At 38.7% G+C, this 21,199-nt stretch carries 13 protein-coding genes, 1 tRNA gene and 1 pseudogene; 3 read left to right on the top strand and 12 right to left on the bottom strand.

All coding sequences use genetic code 11. The annotated features are described in order from the left end of the window. Positions 1-59: 59 nt before the first annotated feature. Positions 60-668 (top strand): chalcone isomerase family protein, encoded by a 609-nt coding sequence (locus tag ACPT8O_RS06450; RefSeq protein ID WP_021035209.1) that lies wholly within the window; start codon positions 60-62, stop codon positions 666-668. A gap of 104 nt (positions 669-772) precedes the next feature. Here ACPT8O_RS06450 and ACPT8O_RS06445 read toward each other — a convergent pair whose 3' ends face one another. The 3 genes from ACPT8O_RS06445 to ACPT8O_RS06435 form a co-directional block, all read right to left on the bottom strand. Then, positions 773-1,594, bottom strand: a complete 822-nt coding sequence (locus ACPT8O_RS06445) for a PHP domain-containing protein (RefSeq protein WP_021035210.1) — start codon at positions 1,592-1,594, stop codon at positions 773-775. Continuing rightward, positions 1,594-2,613 (bottom strand): quinone-dependent dihydroorotate dehydrogenase, encoded by a 1,020-nt coding sequence (pyrD, locus tag ACPT8O_RS06440; protein WP_021035211.1) that lies wholly within the window; start codon positions 2,611-2,613, stop codon positions 1,594-1,596. The genes ACPT8O_RS06445 and pyrD overlap by 1 nt, the downstream gene beginning before the upstream one ends. 229 nt (positions 2,614-2,842) lie before the next feature. After that, a tRNA-Leu gene (locus tag ACPT8O_RS06435) sits at positions 2,843-2,928 on the bottom strand. Positions 2,929-3,211: 283 nt separating this feature from the next. On the opposite strand from ACPT8O_RS06435, the gene fnr reads away from it, so the two are divergent. Next, positions 3,212-3,985 carry a fumarate/nitrate reduction transcriptional regulator Fnr gene (gene fnr / locus ACPT8O_RS06430; protein WP_021035212.1) on the top strand — a complete coding sequence of 258 codons (774 nt, stop codon included), beginning with the start codon at positions 3,212-3,214 and terminating at the stop codon, positions 3,983-3,985. Between the two features lie 75 nt (positions 3,986-4,060). Continuing rightward, positions 4,061-4,208: pseudogene (locus tag ACPT8O_RS06425) on the top strand (IS1595 family transposase); the annotation flags it as partial. Between the two features lie 361 nt (positions 4,209-4,569). Here ACPT8O_RS06425 and ACPT8O_RS06420 read toward each other — a convergent pair. From ACPT8O_RS06420 to glnS, 9 genes are all read right to left on the bottom strand, one after another. Beyond that, complete coding sequence (locus tag ACPT8O_RS06420) at positions 4,570-7,035, bottom strand: glycogen/starch/alpha-glucan phosphorylase (RefSeq protein ID WP_041175335.1); 2,466 nt, start codon at positions 7,033-7,035, stop codon at positions 4,570-4,572. A 246-nt stretch (positions 7,036-7,281) separates the two neighbouring features. Beyond that, complete coding sequence (gene glgA / locus ACPT8O_RS06415) at positions 7,282-8,712, bottom strand: glycogen synthase GlgA (RefSeq protein ID WP_021035215.1); 1,431 nt, start codon at positions 8,710-8,712, stop codon at positions 7,282-7,284. 107 nt (positions 8,713-8,819) lie between these two features. Further along, a complete protein-coding gene (glgC, locus tag ACPT8O_RS06410) occupies positions 8,820-10,121 on the bottom strand; it encodes a glucose-1-phosphate adenylyltransferase (RefSeq protein ID WP_021035216.1) in 1,302 nt (433 codons plus the stop codon). 22 nt (positions 10,122-10,143) lie between these two features. After that, a complete protein-coding gene (gene glgX / locus ACPT8O_RS06405; protein ID WP_425613289.1) occupies positions 10,144-12,123 on the bottom strand; it encodes a glycogen debranching protein GlgX in 1,980 nt (659 codons plus the stop codon). Positions 12,124-12,269: 146 nt separating this feature from the next. Continuing rightward, the gene (gene glgB, locus ACPT8O_RS06400) at positions 12,270-14,465 is read right to left on the bottom strand and encodes a 1,4-alpha-glucan branching protein GlgB (protein WP_425613288.1); all 2,196 of its coding nucleotides are present in this window, start codon (positions 14,463-14,465) and stop codon (positions 12,270-12,272) included. Between the two features lie 9 nt (positions 14,466-14,474). Beyond that, positions 14,475-16,565 (bottom strand): 4-alpha-glucanotransferase, encoded by a 2,091-nt coding sequence (gene malQ / locus ACPT8O_RS06395; RefSeq protein ID WP_425613287.1) that lies wholly within the window; start codon positions 16,563-16,565, stop codon positions 14,475-14,477. Positions 16,566-16,742: 177 nt separating this feature from the next. Further along, on the bottom strand, positions 16,743-18,590 hold the full coding sequence (locus ACPT8O_RS06390; RefSeq protein WP_094037837.1) for a UDP-glucose:protein N-beta-glucosyltransferase: 1,848 nt from the start codon (positions 18,588-18,590) through the stop codon (positions 16,743-16,745). 134 nt (positions 18,591-18,724) lie between these two features. Continuing rightward, positions 18,725-19,156, bottom strand: coding sequence for a YcgN family cysteine cluster protein (locus tag ACPT8O_RS06385; RefSeq protein WP_041175337.1), 432 nt, complete (start codon positions 19,154-19,156; stop codon positions 18,725-18,727). A gap of 77 nt (positions 19,157-19,233) precedes the next feature. Beyond that, the gene (glnS, locus tag ACPT8O_RS06380; protein ID WP_021035222.1) at positions 19,234-20,901 is read right to left on the bottom strand and encodes a glutamine--tRNA ligase; all 1,668 of its coding nucleotides are present in this window, start codon (positions 20,899-20,901) and stop codon (positions 19,234-19,236) included. Positions 20,902-21,199: the final 298 nt, after the last annotated feature.

The following is a 21,199-nucleotide window of genomic DNA, read 5'->3' as shown; positions in this document are numbered from 1 at the left end:
CATTTGTTTTTTGATGCGGTTTGTTATAATCAACACAATTTTATTCACGGCAATTTATTATGAAAATGAAATCCCTTTTTGTGGCAATGATAACGTTTTTTTCTACCGCACCTTTTGCCCATTGGCAACCTATCGGAAATGCCGAATATACTTGGGGGCCGTTCCATGTTTATACCATTGGTTTATTTTCCGAAACTGGCACTTATCAAGAAAATGAACGTCCATTAATGCTCTCGTTCAAATATGAAAAACCCATTGAAGGAAAAAATTTTGCGATTACGCTCATTAAAGAAATCGAAACCTTAAAACTTAATGATGGCGATACTCAAAGCTGGCTAAAAGAAATGCAAGAGACCTTTCCTGATTTTTCCCCAAACGATATATTGAACTATATTGCTTTACCCGATAAAGGTTACTTTGTATTAAATGATACAGTTTTGGAACACGATTTTGATGCTAAATTTAATCAAGCATTTATCGGCATTTGGCTTGCACCGAATAGCACTTTTGTAAAACTTCAGCCACAATTATTAGGCAAAACGAAAAGCAATCATGAAGCGGCTGAATTTTATCTCAAACCTAAAAGTGAATCCTTTGATGAACAAGAGTCAATGCCTGAGTTGCCGCCACATTATTTATTAGATAGTCAAAAAAACTCTCAAAGCTAAAATTTATCTTTCATCCATCTGTTAAAACGTAAAAAATACCTGTTTCCAAATAAATTTTATAATTTAGCTTTTCAAGGAAACAGGTATTTATACATTATGGCTTGTTAAAATTTTTCCCAAACTGGGATAACGCCCCCAACTAAATCTAAATTTTTTCCTAACTCAATCCAGCCACAAGGGAAATGAAAATCGGAGCCAACGGATCCCAGCAGATCAAATTCTTTTGCCCAACGAGGCATTTGACGTTGATCTTTTGTCTGACCACAATCCGCCATTTCCATGCCATCACCGCCCCAAGCCTTAAAATCGGTTATCAGCTTACGCACCCATTTCCCCGTCATGTTATAACGTAACGGATGGGCAATAACGGCTATACCGCCTGCGGCATGGATTATATCAATCGCCGTGGGAATATCTGTCCATTCTGCTTTGACAAATGCTGGTTTTCCTTGCCCTAAATAGCGTTTAAAGGCCTGACCATCATTAGATACCTTACCAATCTGCACCAAATAACGCGCGTAATGAGCACGCGTCACTTCGCCATTGGCTAAAGCTTTCGCACCTTCATAAGCATTAGGAATACCTGCTTTTTCTAATTTATCGCCAATTTCCACCGCTCTTTTTTCACGTAATGCTTTTTGGCTTTGCAAAAGTGCGGTCATTTTGGGATGAGTTTTATCGAAGTTTAATCCTACAATATGGATCCCTCGCCCTTCCCAATTTGTGGAAATTTCTACTCCAGTAATTAATTCAATGCCTACTTCTTTAGCTGCTATCTGTGCTTCATCAATACCTGCAATCGTATCGTGATCGCATAATGCCAACACGTTCACGCCTTGCGCATAAGCACGCTGGACTAATTCAGTTGGACTTAATACCCCATCTGATGCGGTGCTGTGACAATGTAAGTCGTATTTTTTTGTCATTATTTAATATTTTTTACTAAATCTTTTACTAATTTTGGACCGTGATAAATCAATCCTGAATAAACTTGTAACAACTCGGCACCAGCCTCAATTTTCTCTTGCGCATTTTGCAAACCATCAATGCCACCGCTACCAATAATGGGAATCTGACCTTTCAGTTCTTGATGTAATCGCTTAATAATCTCCGTGCTTTTATGCTGTAACGGCTTTCCACTTAATCCGCCTTGCTGCTCCGCATTTTTCATCCCCATAACCGTATCACGAGAAACCGTGGTATTCGTTGCAATAACACCATCCATTTTATGACGAACTAACGTATCCGCAATTTGCACTAATTCACTTTCCGTTAAATCTGGTGCAATTTTTACCGCAATCGGCACATATTTATTATATTGGTTTGCCAAAATAGCCTGACGATCCTTGATGCCTCGCAATAAGTCATCGAAATAATCACCATATTGTAACTGACGCAAATCTGGTGTATTGGGGGATGAAATATTCATCGTAATGTAACCTGCGTAGTTATAGGCTTTGTTCAAACAGAAAATATAATCATCCTTGCCTTGTTCCAAAGGCGTGAATTTATTTTTACCAATATTGATACCAATCACGCCTTGATAACGGGCGTTTTTCACATTTTCTATAAGATAGTCTATGCCATTATTATTAAAGCCATTACGGTTAATAATGCCTTCAGCTTCAATTAAACGAAACTGACGTGGCTTTACATTCCCATCTTGTGCAACGGGCGTAATAGTTCCTACTTCGAGAAAACCGAAACCCAATACACCGAAACCATCAATCGCATCACCATTTTTATCCGCCCCAGCCGCCAATCCAATAGGATTAGGAAAATTCACACCCATTACTGTTTTCGGAAAGCCTTTGGGTGCATGAATAAGAGATTTTAAGATCGGTTGAAATAAAGGATTACCAGCTAATTTCAAGCATTGAATCGTGAAATTATGAGCCTTTTCAGCATCCATTTGGAAAATGCCTTGACGGAATAATTGATACATACTCGTTTATCTCTCAGGATAGTTTACTGTAAGAAAGTGCGGTTAATTTTCACCGCACTTTAAGGGAAAGATTGTTCGTATTCTACGAGGAACACAGATGATGTGCAAATAATAAAGAAATATAGAAAGAATCAAGGGAAAATATTGCAAAATTAAGCTCTACACGAGCATTAATACATTTTAATTATGTATAAAAAAACCGCGATTAACACGGCTAGTTTTATTTTTATGGTGCCTAGGGTCGGACTCGAACCGACACGTTTATTCAACGGCGGATTTTGAATCCGCTGCGTCTACCAATTTCGCCACCCAGGCTTAATGGGTCGAATTATACGCATATATAAGAGTGTGACAAGCAAAATTTATTAGAAATAATCCATTTGTTTTAAAAATAAGCAAGAATTTTCTGTTTTCTAAAAATATCGCCAAACAAATGCAATAATTAAAATGCACAACATAATTAAAATTTGAGCTAAACGTTTTTTTGTTAATTTTTCAGCTGCCATAATGCTTTACTCTTCTTAATCTGACTAATTAGTGGTAGAATATTTGCGTTAGATCAATTTTACACTATTTTTTTTCAATATTTGAGGCGTACATGAAAAATTTCGTTGCAGAAGCTAAATCAGGGCGCAAAATTCAATCAGGCGGTTGTGCGATTCATTGTCAGGATTGCAGTATTAGTCAGCTTTGCATTCCTTTTACCTTAAATGAACAAGAATTAGATCAGCTTGATAATATCATAGAGAGAAAAAAACCGATTCAAAAGTCTCAAGTATTATTTAAAGCAGGAGATTCTCTCAATTCAATTTATGCTATTCGTTCTGGCACAATAAAAAGCTATACGATTAGTGAATCTGGCGAAGAACAAATTACTTCATTTCATTTGCCCGGTGACCTAGTTGGTTTTGATGCCATTACTCAAATGCAACACCCTAGTTTTGCACAAGCTCTAGAAACGGCTATGGTATGTGAAATTCCTTTTGATATTTTAGATGATTTGGCAGGAAAAATGCCAAAACTACGCCAGCAAATTTTACGTTTGATGAGCAGTGAAATTAAAAGTGATCAAGAGATGATTTTATTGCTATCTAAAATGAATGCAGAAGAACGTTTGGCTGCTTTTATTCATAATCTTTCTAAACGCTATTCTGCTCGAGGTTTTTCAGCAAAAGAATTTCGTTTAACGATGACACGTGGCGATATTGGCAATTACCTAGGTTTAACAGTAGAAACCATCAGCCGCTTATTAGGTCGCTTTCAAAAACTCGGTGTTATTAGCGTACAAGGCAAATATATTACAATCAATGATTTAAATGGTTTAATTGAATTAACTGGTACGAATAAAACAAAAATTACATTAGTTGAATAAATTTAAGGTGTGAGTATCACGCCTTTTTTTTATTTTTTATAAAATAAAGTTGTACATCAATTATACACTGCAGAAATAAAAATAACCCATTATAAATTAAAGAAATTTTTACAGAAAAAATTATTTTAATTTTTTGGCTGAAACTACTACGGTAACTACTACAAACTTGCTTGGTATACAGCCTGATACAACAAATCTATTTTATCATATAATTAGGCTTGTTTCTTTATTCTTGAATAATGTAAGTTTCAGTTTAACTTTAGTACATCAAAAAAACTGTTAAAATTTTGAAAAATAGTGTGATATTTAGGCTAATCTACTACAACCCCAAATTTTAAATTAATAAATTTAGGATAAAAATTATCCTACTCAAAATTCTATAAAACTTTATGTATAAGTAAATTAAAATCTAATTAAAAACTATATCTAAAAAATTGATAAACAATGACTATGAAATACTACCTGCCCGTACTGATTTTGGCTTAAAAATTTATGTAATTTTGTTTGTAACTAACACTCCAAAAAAATCTGCATCAAACTTGGTTTGATGCAGATAATTTATTTATTGGCTATTTAATATAAAATTAATCACCTAATTGAACTGGCTCAACTTTCCAAATTCTCTCTGCGTACTCTTTAATCGTGCGGTCAGACGAGAAGAAGCCCATATTCACGATATTTTGAATGGTACTTTCAATCCATTGGTCGCGTTGTTTGTATTTTTCATCTACGGCTTTTTGAGTTTCTACATAACTGCGGAAATCAGCAAAAGCTTGATAATAATCGTGGTATTGCAAGCCTTGTAATAGTTGATGATAACGTTGAGGATCTTCTGGTGAGAATTTACCTTCAATAATTTGATCCACAACTGTGCGTAATTGAGCATCATTCTGGTAGTATTCAAATGATCGATACCCTTCTCGACGAAGTTGTTCCACTTGTTCTACCGTATTACCGAAGATGAAAATGTGATTTTCGCCCACGTTTTCCAAGATCTCTACGTTTGCACCATCAAGTGTACCAAGTGTCAATGCACCATTTAAGGCAAACTTCATATTACTGGTGCCAGAAGCCTCTGTGCCTGCAAGTGAAATTTGCTCTGAAATATCCGCTGCAGGAATAATCAACTGAGCAAGGCTCACGCTGTAATTTGGAATAAACACTACTTTCAAGCGACCTTTCAAACGTTCATCGTTGTTGATTACATTTGCTACATCATTGATTAAGTGAATGGTTTGTTTCGCCGCATAATAAGCTGAAGCCGCTTTACCTGCTAAAATAAATACACGAGGTTGCCAATCTTTTTCAGGGTTGGTAAGCATTTCATTGTAGCGAGCGATAATATGCAACACGTTCAACATTTGGCGTTTGTATTCGTGAATACGTTTTACTTGCACATCAAATAAAGCGTGCGGGTCAAGCTCTACCCCTAACTCGCGTTTTACGTACTCCGCCAATTTCACTTTATTGGCAAATTTAATGTCAGCGACAGCCTCTTTAAATGCTTTTTCTTGTGCGAACGGTTTGAGTTTTTCGATTTGGCTTAAATCGCAACGCCATTCTGAGCCGATATATTTATCAAACAATGCGGCTAATTGTGGATTCGCAACGGCTAACCAACGACGCGGTGTGATACCGTTTGTTACATTGGTAAAGCGTTCTGGGAAAATACGAGCAAAATCGGCAAAGGTTGAAGTTACCATTAAATCAGAGTGGATTTCGGCAACCCCGTTAATTTTGTGTGAACCTACCACGGATAGCCAGCCCATACGCACTTTGCGTTGGTAGCCTTCTTCGATAAGAGAAACACGACGGATAAAATCGTTGTCAGTCGTCACATAAGTGCGGACATATTCTAAGAAGTGATCGTTAATTTCAAAAATCATCTGTAAATGACGCGGTAAGATTTTCGCCATCATTTCCACTGGCCAAGTTTCTAATGCTTCGGACATTAAAGTATGGCAGGTGTAAGAGAAAATATTATGCGTCATCTCCCACGCTTTTTTCCATTCAAAACCTTCATCATCCACTAAAATACGCATTAATTCAGGAATCGCTAACGCTGGGTGGGTATCGTTTAAGTGAATCGCCACTTTATCCGCCAAGTTTTCAAGGCTATCGTGGGTGCGTTTGTGACGGCGTAAAATATCTTGAAGTGATGCAGAGACTAAGAAATACTCTTGACGTAAACGTAATTCGCGACCATTCCACGTAGAATCATCAGGGTAAAGCACGCGAGATAAGTTTTTATTTGCAGAATGCTCTTCTAATGCGGCTAAATGTTCGCCACGGTTGAAGTCGGCAAGGTTAAACACTTCCCCTGCGTGTGCCGACCATAAACGTAATGTCGCAGCAGAATTATTTTGATAACCTGGAATCATTTGGTCGTAAGCAAGTGCGGTCACTTTTTCAGTATCTTGCCAAATACATTTTTTGCCTTCAAAGTGAATATTACCGCCAAATTCTATAGTAAAACGTTTTGATGGACGAATAAATTCCCAAGGCGCTCCTTTTTCAAGCCACGCATCTGGGCGTTCTACTTGCTGACCGTTTTCAATTTTTTGGCGGAACATACCGTATTCATAACGAATACCGTAACCCATACCTGGTAAACCAAGGATCGCAATAGAATCCATAAAACACGCTGCTAGACGACCTAAACCGCCATTACCCAAGCCTGGATCTACTTCTTTTTCTAAAACTTCTTCTAAATCCACATTTAATTCAGAAAGTGCTTCCTGTGCTAATCCATAAATGCCTTCTGCAATCATCGCATTAGATAGCGTACGTCCGATTAAAAATTCCATTGAAAGGTAGTAAACACGGCGAGAATCTTCTGCTCGAGTTTGGCGCGCAGTGGTAATCCAACCTTCGGTAACCAAATCACGTACAGCGTGGAGTGTTGCATTGAGCCAATCGCGTTGGCTGGCTTCACGTGGAGAGCGACCGATTAAGAAAATGAGTTTGTAAACGATTGATTTTTTAATCGCTTCAACGGTCATTTCAGGACGATTATATTGGAATGGAGAATCAAAGTTATCCATTATCATAGGTAAAACCTCTATTAGAATGCTAAGAAATGATTAACGTAGGGTGTATGAATTTTCAAAATTTACGCACGTTTGCAAAAATCAATCAAAATTTGACCGCTCTTTGAGTGCGTGAATGTTGTTCACACAGCCTACAAAAGTAGTTCGAATTTTATGCTTATCTTTGTAAAAAACAAGCCCAATCACACAGCTTGCAAAAGATTCTTTCACAAGCGGTGTGATTATTAAGAAAGTTTACGAATAAAACTACAAGCGTTCATAAAGTGTTCTATATTGCTCTGCAGCTTTACGCCAGCTGAAGTCTTGTTCCATTGCGTCCGTGCGTATCATTGACCAAGCTCTAGGTTTCTTCCAAATTGAAAATGCGTGCTGAAGGGTGCGGCGTAAATCATCTGCCGTTGCCTGTTCAAACACAAAACCTGTTGCGGTGCGAGCTTTGATACTTTCTGAAGTGCTATCCACCACCGTATCCGCCAAACCACCCGTTTTACGAACAAGTGGAAGTGTGCCATATTGCAAACCATAAAGTTGGGTTAAGCCACAAGGCTCGAAACGGCTTGGCACTAAAATCACATCGCCACCTGCGACCATTAAATGCGAAAGGGCTTCATCATAGCCGATTTTTACCGCAATATTTTCTGGATATTGGGCGGCAAGATCGCGAATGCCTTGTTCCAAGTGCGGTGCACCAGAGCCTAAAATCATCAACTGTCCGCCCTGTTTGACGATTTCGTCTGCACTTTCGATTAATAAATCGACACCTTTTTGCTCGGTTAAACGGGTGACCATCACAAATGCCAAGGCAGATTCATCTTGTGGCAAATTGAAAAACGCTTGCAATTCAGCTTTGTTTTTCTTTTTGCCTGCCATATATTTCAGCTTGTAATGGTGCGGAATGTATTGATCCACGTTTGGATGCCAAATATTTTCGTCCACGCCGTTTAAAATCCCCACCAAACGACCTTGAGCTTTTAAGCCAGAAAGCAAGCCTTGCAAACCATAGGCAAATTCAGGTGTCGTGATTTCTTCTGCATAAGTTGGGCTTACCGCCGTGCTTGCATCAGAATAGAACAAGCCTGATTTTAAATAAGAAATTTGCCCGAATAACTCCAAACCGTCCACATTAAACATTCCAGCAGGCAAACCAATTTCGTATAAATGATGATAAGAAAATTGCCCTTGATATGCCAAGTTATGAATAGTGAACACCGATTTCGCAGGGCGGCCTTTGTTGAACAGATATGCTGCACATAAGCCAGCGTGCCAATCGTGAGCATGTACCACTTCTGCACGCCACCAGCTGTCTAAACCAGTGGCTAATTCTGCCCCCACCCAACCGAGCAAAGCAAAACGTTTGTAATTGTCACCGTAGTCATTGTAATAGGCATTGTGGTAAGGATTGCCTTCGCGACCGTATAAGTGCGGTGCGTCAATCAAATAGATCCCGACACCGTTATATTCTCCATAACGCAACACCACGTGCCCAGCGAAGTTGTCAAATTCGGCAACCACTTGGGTATTCGGAATACCTGCTGTAATTGCAGGATAAGCAGGCAATAAAACGCGAGCATCCAACCCGATTTGGTTTTGTGCTTGGGGTAATGCCCCTAAAACATCGGCAAGCCCGCCTGTTTTTAATAGCGGATAGAGTTCCGAGCAAACATGTAGTATTTTCATTGAGTTCTTTATTTTCCCTATAAATATGAATAACGCTCGATCAGCCCCTCTCTTTGCTAAAGAGGGGTTTCAGAAAGTGCGGTCAATTTTGACCGCATTTTTCCTAACTAATCTAAATGCCCATCTTCTTCAATCTCGTGTCCCTCAAGTTTCTTTAGCATTTTCGGGGTTACAAGAATGACTTTGCCTGTTGAGCTAATACGGAAGCGTTTTTTATCTTCTTCTATATCCACACCAATTTGCATACCATCAGGAATTTCGCATTCACGATCGATAATACAATTTTTCAACACACAATTTTTGCCGATTTTAACTTGTGGTAACACCACGCAGTGATCCACTTTTGAAAATGCGTCAATTTTAATGTGGTCGAATAACACAGAATTGCTGATCGAAGCATCGGTAATTACACAACCGCCGCCGATAAGTGAGTTATCCACTGGATGCACATTGGAGTGTTTGTAGAAAAATTTTGATGGATAAGCCTGAATAGGATTACCACGAATTGGCCAGTTTTGGTCATAAATATCTAATTGTGGATTTTCAGAGACTAAATCGATATTGGATTGCCAGAAACTATCAAGCGTCCCTACATCACGCCAGTAAATTTCGCCTTCGGTGTTGCGTCCCATACAAGAACGGCTGAATGGGTGAGCATAAAGCGTGCCTTCTTCTAAACATTTTGGCAACACATCTTTACCGAAATCGTGGCTAGTTTGTGGGGTATTAACTTCCTGCTCAAGCATTTTATAAAGATAATCAGCATCAAATACATAAATCCCCATTGAGGCAAGCGAAACATCAGGTTTGCCCACTATGACTGGCGGATCTTTCGGTTTTTCCACAAAGGCTTTCACTTTCAAGTTTTCGTTTACTGCCATCACACCAAATTCGTGAGCCTCAGAACGTGGCACTTCAATGCAACCAACGGTACATTTCGCCCCACTATTGACGTGATCCATTAACATCACACTGTAATCTTGTTTGTAAATATGGTCGCCTGCTAAGATCAAAATATATTTCGGGCGATAGTGATTTTTAATAATAGCCATATTTTGATATACCGCATCCGCCGTGCCACGATACCAAGTAGAATCGTCAATTTGCTGACGAGCTGGCAACATATCGACAAATTCCCCCCTCTCTTGTGGCAAAAAAGACCAGCCTGTTTGCAAATGACGAAGCAAGGAGTGTGCCGCATATTGAGTCACGACCCCAATTCGGTTTAAACCTGAGTTAATACAATTAGAAAGTGCAAAATCGATAATGCGACGATTACCACCAAAATAAAGAGCTGGTTTTGCACGTTTATCTGTCAATTCGTGTAAACGTGAACCACGTCCACCTGCGAGAACAAGCACCAAAGTGTTTTTAACTAAATCATATTTGTTAAGGTCGCCAGATTTCATAAGGATCTCCATAGTCTTTTGGTTATTCATTGCTCAATACACAGAAACCCATTGCACATAGCTCGGTTTGCCGTGTATTGAGAGTTAAATAGTGTGTGCCATTTAGGGGTGTCCATTCCCCTGCGGGGAGGCAAAATGCCTGACTTTCGGCTTTGGCGTTAATCAACAAAAGCCAACGATTATCTAAAACTATCTGTAATGCTTTGGTTTGTTGATTTTGCCAATCTTCAACTGTCATCAGTTCGCCTGCAATATTAAGCCATTGTACATTCTCATCCGACCACCATTGATCTTGGTTTAAACTGACAATTTGCTTACGAAGTGCAATCGTTTGCTTGGTCAGTTCAAATAATGCTGTGTTAAATTCTGCCCATTTAAGCCAAGTAATCTCGTTATCTTGGCAATAGACATTGTTATTACCATATTGGGTATTACCGAATTCATCGCCAGCCAACAACATAGGTGTGCCATTTGCAAGCAATAAACTCATTAACAAGCCACTTTGTGCAAAAGTGCGGTTATTTTCCACCGCACTTTTTTGCGGTTCAGCAAGGTTTTCACTCGAACCCTCTATGCCGTGGTTGTAACTGTAGTTTTCGTTTCTGCCGTCGCGATTTTCTTCGCCATTCGCTTCATTATGTTTTTGGTTGTAACTCACTAAATCTTTAAGCGTAAAACCATCGTGGGCAGTAATAAAATTAAGTGTAGTATGTGGCAAACAGTCATTTTTCTTAAATAAATCGCTAGAACCTGCAAAGCGTTCAGCAAATGCACCAATTTCGCCACTTTTCCATAGCCAGAAACGACATAAATCATCACGGAAGCGGTCGTTCCATTCGGCAAAATAACTTGGGAAATTGCCGACTTGATAACCGTAATGCCCAATATCCCAAGGCTCGGCAATCAATTTAATATTTCGTAAACTTGGCTCATTTTTAATATCTGTAAAAAGCTGAGCTGACGCGTTGAAATCAGGCGTATCACGCCCTAAAACAGAGGCTAAATCAAAACGAAAACCATCAACGTGGCATTGCTCCACCCAATAACGTAAACAATCCACCACCCATTTTCGCCCTACATCAGAGGATAAATTGAGCATATTGCCGCAGCCTGTCCAGTTAATGTAATGCCCGTTGTCGTTGCGCCAATAGTAAGTTTGATCATCAATACCACGCTGGCAGAATGTTGGATAAGTTTGCTCTGATTCTGCAGAATGGTTAAATACCACGTCTAAAATAACTTCAATACTCGCTTTGTGAAACTCCTTCACCATCGCTTTAAATTCAGCTAATGGATTATCTGTTGCCGCATATTTAGGTTCCACCGCAAACATAGCTAAGGGATTGTATCCCCAATAATTTTGTAAGCCTCGTGCCTGTAAGTGTGGTTCATTGATATGGAAATTGACAGGCAGCAACTCCACTGCAGTTATGCTTAACTCTTTCAAATACGCCAAGTTCACAGGATGAGCTAATCCCGCATAAGTACCACGCAACGCCGCGGGGATTTTCTCGTTTAACTGGCTAAATCCTTTAACATGTAATTCATACACAATGGTTTCCGCCCAAGGCGTATTGGGTGCGGAATCATTTTCCCAATCAAAATCTTCCGAAATCACAACCGCTCTTGGGGCAAGATGTGCGTTGTCGCGATTATCCGAAAGCAAGAACCAAGAACGACTTTCTTCGCTACTTAAATCAGGTTTACCATTCACGGCTTTCGCATAGGGATCGAGTATCAATTTCTGTGGATTGGCAAATTCTCCGTAAATACGAAAACCATATTCCGTACCAGTTTTCACGCCAGTTACCGCCAAATGCCACACATTTCCAGTACGCACCATTGGCAAACGGGTTTCTTGGTTTTGTTCGTCAAAAAGGCAAAGTTCGATGCCTATTGCCGCAGCGGAAAACAGAGCGAAATTGGTAATTTGCACGTTGTTTTCGACCGCTTGTGAGTATCCCATTGGAATAGGATTGCCGTTGTTGTAAATCGTAAACATATCTTTCGTTGTTCCTAGGGTAACAAGTTATCCTAGGTTAGTTATAATCCAACCCCCTTGAGGTTGTAATTTGCTATTCTATTCTGCTATTTGGTTCTCCAAATGAGAACGCCTATGCCTAACCGTGGGGTATTTATACCCACGGATTACTCTACTGGTTTCAATCTCAAATAAACTGTTGCTAACGGCGGAATGGACACTGAAATCGAATTTTCTCGTCCGTGGCTTTCGATGTTTTCACTTGCGACACAACCAAAATTGCCCACATTTGAGCCTTGATAATACATTGAATCGGTATTCAAAATTTCTTCATATTCGCCCGCAATATTCACACCGATGCGGTAGTCGTGGCGAGGCACAGGGGTAAAGTTACTGACGACAATAATGCGTTCTCCGTTTGAACTGCGACGCTCAAAGGCGAACACAGAATTTGCCGCATCATCAACGACAAGCCAATCAAAACCCTCTGGGGAGTTGTCGAGCTCAAAGAGCGGTCGATTTTTTTGATAAATTTGATTAAGGTCTTTAACCAGCTTCAACACGCCTTTGTGCCAGCCTCCGTCAATATTTTCATCAAGCAAGAACCAGTCCAAACTTTCTTCGTAATTCCATTCTCTGCCTTGAGCAAATTCATTGCCCATAAAGAGCAATTTTTTGCCTGGGTAGCCCCACATATAACCGTAATATGCACGCAAGTTAGCGAATTTTTGCCACGTATCGCCCGGCATCTTGCCAAGAAGTGAATATTTACCGTGAACCACTTCATCGTGAGAAAGTGGCAGCACAAAATTTTCGCTATATTGATAAACCATTCCAAAGGTCATTTTGTTGTGATGATATTGGCGGTAAATTGGGTCAAGCTGCATATAGGCGAGCGTATCGTTCATCCAGCCCATATTCCATTTGAAATTAAAACCTAATCCGCCGTTTTCGCTTGGGTGGGTTACACCTGCAAAAGAAGTTGATTCTTCCGCAATAGAAATTGCTCCCGCCATTTCGCTGTGAATTTTCCAGTTGGTATGTTTTAAAAACTCGATGGCCTCTAAATTTTCACGTCCGCCATATTGGTTTGGAATCCACTCGCCTTCGGCACGGCTGTAATCGCGGTAGATCATCGAAGCCACAGCATCCACACGAATACCATCTACACCAAAGCGTTCAAGCCAATACAGTGCATTACTGGATAAGAAATTTTTGACCTCATTACGTCCATAGTTATAAATCAAGGTATTCCAATCTTGATGATAGCCTTCGCGAGGGTCTTCATGTTCATACAAGGCTGTACCATCAAACGCGACTAAACCATGGGTATCACTCGGGAAATGCCCAGGCACCCAATCTAAAATCACGTTGATGCCTGCTTCGTGAGCACGTTTTACTAAACGGCGAAATGCCTCAGGCGAACCAAAGCGACTGGTTGGCGAATAAAGTCCAAGTGGTTGATAACCCCAAGAACCATCAAAAGGAAATTCAGAAAGCGGCAAAAATTCAATGTGGGTAAAGCCCATCTCTTTTACATAAGGAATTAATTCATCAGCAATTTGATCGTAATCTAGCCAAAAATTGTTTTCTAAATTACGACGCCAAGATCCTAAATGCACTTCATAAATAGAAATAGGTTGGTTGCCTTGATTGGCTTTTTTGCGTGCTTCGGTCATTTCCACCACATTTGGCAAGGCACTGACTTGCGATGCTGTATCGGGGCGAAGTTGTGAACTAAACGCATAAGGATCGGCTTTCAAACGCAAGTTTCCAAAGCAATCAATCAATTCAAATTTATACAGCTGACCAAGACAAACTTTCGGTAGGAATAGTTCCCACACACCACTTTTTGGGTGGAAACGCATAGGATGACAACGACCGTCCCAATAGTTGAAATCGCCCACAATAGAAACGCATCTTGCATTAGGCGACCATAAGCGGAAATTCACCCCGCTCACACCATCACATTCCATAAAATGCGCACCAAGCACTTCATACGGACGAAGCATAGAACCTTCAGAAAGTAGCCATTGTTCTAAATCATCAATCATAGGATGAAAACGATAAGGATCTTCGATTATTTGCGATTCATTTCCCCAAAAAACCTGTAATTGATAAGCAAAAAATTGACGGCAATTTGAAATAACACCAACAAAAAAGCCACGCTCATCGACACAATCAAGTTCCGTTATTTCTTTTCCACTTTCACGCTCAATCACCACAACGCGACTGGCATCTGGCAACAACGTACGGATTTCAATTCCTAGCTCTGTTTCGTGCATACCAAGCGTAGCAAAAGGATCGCCATTGCTCGCATCAAAAAAACCATCAATAATTGCTTGTGTTACTGCGGTTGTCATATTTACTCCTTATACATTTCGCCCTTGGTTAATTTGCACAAAGAACGTTTTTAAAGCTTCATTGTTAAAAATAAACGCTAACGGTTGAGCAAGTTTCTTGCACCAGTTTGGATATTCATTTGAAGTACCCGGCAAATTAAAACTGATTTCTTGGCTAAGTAAATTTTCTAATTGCACACCAATCAATCGGCTGTTACTTTCTGATAAATAATGATGGATCATTCTGTTTAAATGATCGTGCATCGCCATAGAAAGTGCATCGCCTTCATAATGTGGCGGTAAATAATTATCACGATGTAAACTATTTAATAAGGCTTGTTTATCAACAACGCGTTGATCGTATTTTTGCTTGAGCACTTCCCCATTCAGAATACCGAGTTGATTAAATAATTCTAAATCACGGCAATGCCAAAAACTTTGTAATGAGGGAACATCATGTGTACCAATAGTGGCATAAGCATTGCGAGGATAATCAGATATACGAGGAAATTCGCCATTTCGTTGGGCAAAATACAATACAAAATAAGAGAAAATTTTAAACTCGTTTAATTTCCACCGCACTTCATCAGGCACCGTGCCGAGATCTTCACCAATAATCAAACATTCATTGCGTACACTTTCAATGGCAAGAATCGCCATTAATTCATCAAAAGGATAATGCACATAAGCACCATCAGCCGCGGTTTTTCCTTCTGGAATCCACCACAAACGGAATAAGCCCATCACATGATCGATGCGTAGCACACCGAAATATTGCATATTGGCACGTAGCATATCGATAAATGGTGCAAAGCCACGTGCTTTTAGCACTGTTGGATTATAAGGTGGCAAATTCCAATTTTGCCCGACTGGGCCTAACGGATCAGGTGGTGCGCCAGTAGAGGCATTTACACAATATAAATCAGGATCGCTCCATACATCAGCACTACCACGAGAACTATTCACCGCTAAATCGCCATAAATCCCCAACTTCATACCAGATTGTTTACAAAGATTTTGTAATGCGGAAAGCTGTTCTTCCGAAAGCCATTGCAACCAAGCAAAAAATTGGATTTTATCCTGATGTGTTTTTAATAAGGCTTTTCTTTTTTCCGCACTTAAATACTGCCATTCCTTACGCCAGCCAAGCCAACCAATGGTATTTTCTTCTGCTTGATGGTCAGCGTGTTCTTGTAAATCTAATACATTAAATAGCCCCTGTAACAACAAAGGTTCACCTTTGTTTTTTAAATAATCATCAAAGATTTTTTGACGTGTCACAATTTCAGCGGATTGACTACGTTGAAAGAAATCAAATAGAAACTCAAGTGCGGTTAATTTTAAAGCCAAAATTGAAGAATAATCGACGCAATCACTTTTACGTAAATTACCAATTTTTTCCTGAATATCCTCACGCTTAAACCAATTTTGCACTGAACGACAACACTTAAATTCGGGTAAATCAGGAATGGCTAAATATAAAAAATTCAACCAACGACGAGAAGATGAACTATAAGGGCTTGCCCATTTTGGCACAGCAGGATACGGCAAATGTAATGGATTAATTCCCACATAATCTGCGCCTAATTTTGCACTTTGTTCAATCAAATAGGCCAAATCGCCAAAATCGCCAATCCCCCAGTTTTGTTCTGAGCGTAAACTGTAAAGTTGCACATTCACGCCCCATACTTTTTTATTTTTTAATACGGGTGGTTGAAACGCTGTTTTAGGGGAAATAAGTAAACGAACGCTGTACTGTTCAGTATCAGAAAAAATAGATAATTGATAATAGCCAAAAGGAAGTGGAGGCAGGGAAAGTGCGGATAAATTTGAAAGTGTTTTTTCCAACAGAATAGCATTAGATTCATCAATCAGCTGATAACGATATTCCGCAGATAGTGGCAAATCTAAACGATTTAGTCGATAATCAATCGGTTCATTTTCAAATGCAGCCAGTACATCGTCAAACTGTCCTTTCGCTTTTGGCGGAGACTGCAAAAGATCAACAAAAGTTGAAACCGTCTTTTCATCTGCGAAAATAAGATGTCCATCAATATCATAATGAGAAAGTGCGATACCGCATTTTTCCGCTTTTTGTTTGAGAGAATCCGAGATTTGCATAGACACCACATCACAACTATATAACTCTTGTTAGGGATTATAACTAAGCTGAAAGTGATGACAACTGGCTTTATTTAAAAGTGTGATCTTCGTCAAAATAAAGCCTCTAATCAGTTAGATAAAATCCAACTTTTAGAGGCTAAATATAAAACTAAATTTTTCGTGAATAAAATCTTATTAAAATTTTAACGCCTTTACTTTTTCTAATAACACTTTACCCATAGGGCTAGGATCGCCTTTAAAAAGTGTTTTTAAACCATTGGTTTTAATAATATGCTGACGAAGCTCAAGACGCTCTTTATGATTTTCAGCAAGTCTAACTGCGCAATCAATATATTCTTCTACACTTTGAGTGATAAGCCATTCTGGTAAGCCTAAACGTTTAAATAATCCTTCATCAATATGTTCATGCACTTCAGCACCCGTTTTACAAACGCCGACTAGACCAAGCGTAACCATATCAATAATGCCATTCGTATTACCAAACGGGAATGGATTTAACATCATATCGCAATGACGTAAAATATTGAGATATTCGTTATAAGGCGCATGGGCATGGGCTGTTGCGCTGTCCCCTAAATGCTGCTCAATAAACCACTTAACATAAGGATGTGTAATACCGAAAGACTGCCCTAGTGCGAAATGGAAATGAACGTTCACTTTAGCCTTATCTCGAATTATTCTCAATGTTTCAAGGAATGTTGGATTCAATTTCATTGTTGTTGCAGCAATACCAATATTCACTACTTCAGGCTCTTCTCTGAACAAGTAATCGACTTTTTCAGGTGCCAATGCTGACGGCACATAAGGCAGCGCATCTTTTGGTAAACGTAGTAAGGTCTCACTAAAACAGTCTTCAGAACCTACATAATCATCTTCAACAATCACATATTCAATAAAATCAGAATGGGTTGTGGCTGGATGACCAAGGGCAACAACCTGAATGGGTGCAAGACGAGTATTACTTGCAAAAATTGTCGTAATATCCATACCAATACTTGGCATATAAAATACTGCCGCTCCATATTCTTCACATTTATTTCGAATAAACTCAAGTTGTTGAAAAATTGTGCCGTATTCAAGTTGGAAAAATTCATCAAATACGTCTCGTCCAGCTTGATCTACATTTTCTTTTCCTATACCAACTAAATGAAATTTTTTACGCGCTTCAATCATTGAAGTGGAGTGAGTTCGATAAATGGAATGAAAAGAATGAAAATGCTCTAAAAGCACAATCATGACAGGTTTACCGTTGTATTCGCTTAATGAAGTAATTTCACGATCTTGCCAACCTTGCGCCAACAAATGTTTACGTATAACCTGATTTAGCGCACGTTTTACATCGTGTTTATTTTTCGCAAAATCATAACTACAATGCATATAAACATCGTGAGAAATACTTGCAGGCAATTGATTTAAACTATCAAATTCCTCTAACTTATTAGGAAACCATTGTAAAATAGCTGCTCTTTTATTAAATGCAGTCGCTGTTCCAACAAAACGAGGCGATTGCAATGCAAAACAAAGAGACGCACAAAGCTCTTTATTTATTTCCCAAAGCACATCCAAATTAATATTAATATTTGATTCGGGGAAATATAAAATACAAAATTTTGCAATTGCTGAAAAATCATTATTTAAATGAATATCCCCTAAAATATCAGAATTAGTGTTGTACGTTTTTAAAATATGATCTGCATTCACATAAGGAGAACTTGCAAAAATAAATGCAAGCCAACGTTGAAAAGCAATAAAACGTAATGCACCACTTTCTGAAAGAATTAAATTAGGATCAATAAATAAATTTGTGACCGCGTTAGCTACACGAGTACAAAAATATTGAGTCCGTTTTTCTAATAAATCTGAAATTTGTTCAGGAAAATCAAATTCAATCTCGTTAATACCACCAAAATTACCATCAATCTTCTCTAGAATGTTTAGAAGTTCAGAACAGGCAACTTCATAATTTTTATCTACAATTGCTTTTTCTAAACGATTAATACTGGGTTGTGGTTCCATCATAATTCCTACTTTAATATTCTAAATATTTTATATAACAATAATTTAAAATTACCTGATTAAATATTAATTTAATACAATATATGAACAATTTAAAATTATAAATAATTATAAAAATAACACCAGTTTTTTATAAAAACTTAAATCACAAACTCAAACCAATCAATTACATCACGTTCATGAATACCATTTTTAATCAAAATATCCGCATTTTTTACAGAATGGGGAGATCCAGAAATAAGCGGATGCCATTCTGGGAGTGTTTTTCCTTCATAAAGCAAACGATAAGCGCAAGTATCAGGCAACCAATGAAAATCAGGTAAATTCTTTTTAGTGAGTTTGGTGCAGTCGGTTTCAATTTTAAAACGCTCTGAATAATTACCGCACTTTCCAGTTTCCATATCTAAAAGGTTACAAGCAATTCGAGTGTAATAAAGTTTTTGGCGTTTACCTCGCCCTTGAATATATTTGCGATAACAGCATTTTCCGCAGCCATCGCATAACGCTTCCCATTCAGATTCAGTCATTTCAAGCAGGGATTTTGTTTGCCAGAAATTGGGTTCAAGTTGCATATTGGATTGCATAGTTGATACAAATAAAAAGTGCGGTCAAAATCGCATTTATTTTGACCGCACTTGGTTGATTAAAATTAGAAGCCTTCTTTTAAGCTTACTGTTAAGTTAAACACCAAATGTTCAGGTCGGCTATCTTTACTATCTGCACAGAAATAACCCTCACGTTCAAATTGATAACCTTTCTCTGCTTCTCCAGCAGCCAAGCTTTGTTCTACAAAACCTTGTTTTATCACTAAAGAATTTGGATTTAATACGCTTTCAATATCATCTTCAGCCCCTGGATTTGGTACGGTGAAAAGACGCTCGTATAAACGGAACTCCGCTGGATGATTATGCGTAGCAGAAATCCAGTGAATTACCCCTTTCACTTTACGACCATCTGCTGGATTTTTACCTAAGGTTTCAGGATCATAAGTACAGAAAATCGTGGTAATTTCGCCACTTACATCTTTTTCGACACGTTCAGCTTTAATCACATAAGCGTTACGTAAACGCACTTCTTTGCCTAACACTAAGCGTTTATATTGTTTGTTTGCTTCCTCACGGAAGTCAGCTCGATCAATATAAAGCTCTTTCGTAAACGGCAATTGACGCTCGCCTAATTCTGGACGATTTGGATGATTTGGGGCAGTTAAAACTTCCTCGCCTTCAAAGTTTTCAATTACCACACGAACAGGATCAATAACTGCCATTGCACGCGGTGCATTTTCGTTTAAATCCTCACGAATGCAGGCTTCAAGTGCAGAATACTCTACGACGTTATCTTGTTTCGTCACACCAATACGACGGCAGAATTCACGTAACGAAGCAGGTGTATAACCACGACGGCGTAAACCTGAAATGGTTGGCATACGTGGATCGTTCCAACCATCTACAATGCCGTCGTTTACTAATTTCAATAACTTACGTTTAGACGTTAATGTACCCTCTAAATTTAAACGTGAAAATTCATATTGATGCGGTAATGGACGTTCAACACTGATATTTTCCAACACCCAATCATATAAACGACGGTTATCTTGGAATTCTAATGTACAGATCGAGTGAGTAATACGCTCAATGGCATCAGAGATACAGTGAGTGAAATCGTACATTGGGTAAATGCACCATTTTTCGCCTGTTTGATGATGGCTGGCAAATTTAATGCGATAAATTACAGGGTCACGCATGACCATAAATGGCGATGCCATATCAATTTTTGCGCGTAAACTTGCTTTACCCTCGGCAAATTCGCCATTTTTCATTTTTTCAAATAAAGCTAAGTTTTCTTCGACACTACGATCACGATATGGGCTGTTTTTACCCGCTTCAGTTAATGTGCCACGATATTCACGCATTTCTTCTGGCGAAAGTTCATCCACATAAGCCAAGCCTTTTTTAATTAATTCAATGGCATAGCTATAAAGTGCATCGAAGTAATCAGACGCATAACGCGGTTCGCCTTCCCATTTAAAGCCTAACCATTCCACATCGGCTTTAATGGAATCTACATATTCCACATCTTCTTTCACTGGATTGGTGTCATCAAAACGTAGGTTACATAAACCTTGATATTCTTTTGCTAAGCCAAAGTTTAAGCAAATCGATTTGGCGTGACCAATATGCAAATAGCCATTCGGCTCTGGCGGAAAACGGGTATGAACGCTTTTATGTTTACCCGAAGCTAAATCTTCATCAATAATTTGGGTAATAAAATTGTGAGTGCGAGTATTTTCTGCGCCCAAAGATGTCTCTGTCATCATTTTCTCTCGTTAAAATAAAAAAATATTTGGCTATTCTATACAAATCTAAGGGAAAATAAAGGTTCATCTCCTGTTCTTGCCATAGAAATACTGGATTTAAATAAAAGATTGTAAAAACTTGCCATAAAAAACCGCCACGAAATTATCGTGGCGATGTATAAATGCAAAAAGTGCGGTAAGTTTTTTGAATGTTTAGCTTACCAAACCCAGCCAGCTCCCATTTGATAGGAAATTTTGCTGTTTTTTAACTGGATCCTTGAAAGTGTAAATTCTTCGGCTTTTTTACTATTAATTGTAT

The sequence above is a fragment of the Haemophilus sp. HN_Hi08 genome (genome assembly GCF_049824455.1).
Taxonomy (GTDB): domain Bacteria; phylum Pseudomonadota; class Gammaproteobacteria; order Enterobacterales; family Pasteurellaceae; genus Haemophilus; species Haemophilus influenzae_D.
The sequence above is the reverse complement of the archived record's forward strand: the minus strand, read 5'-3'. Positions and strand labels throughout refer to the sequence as shown.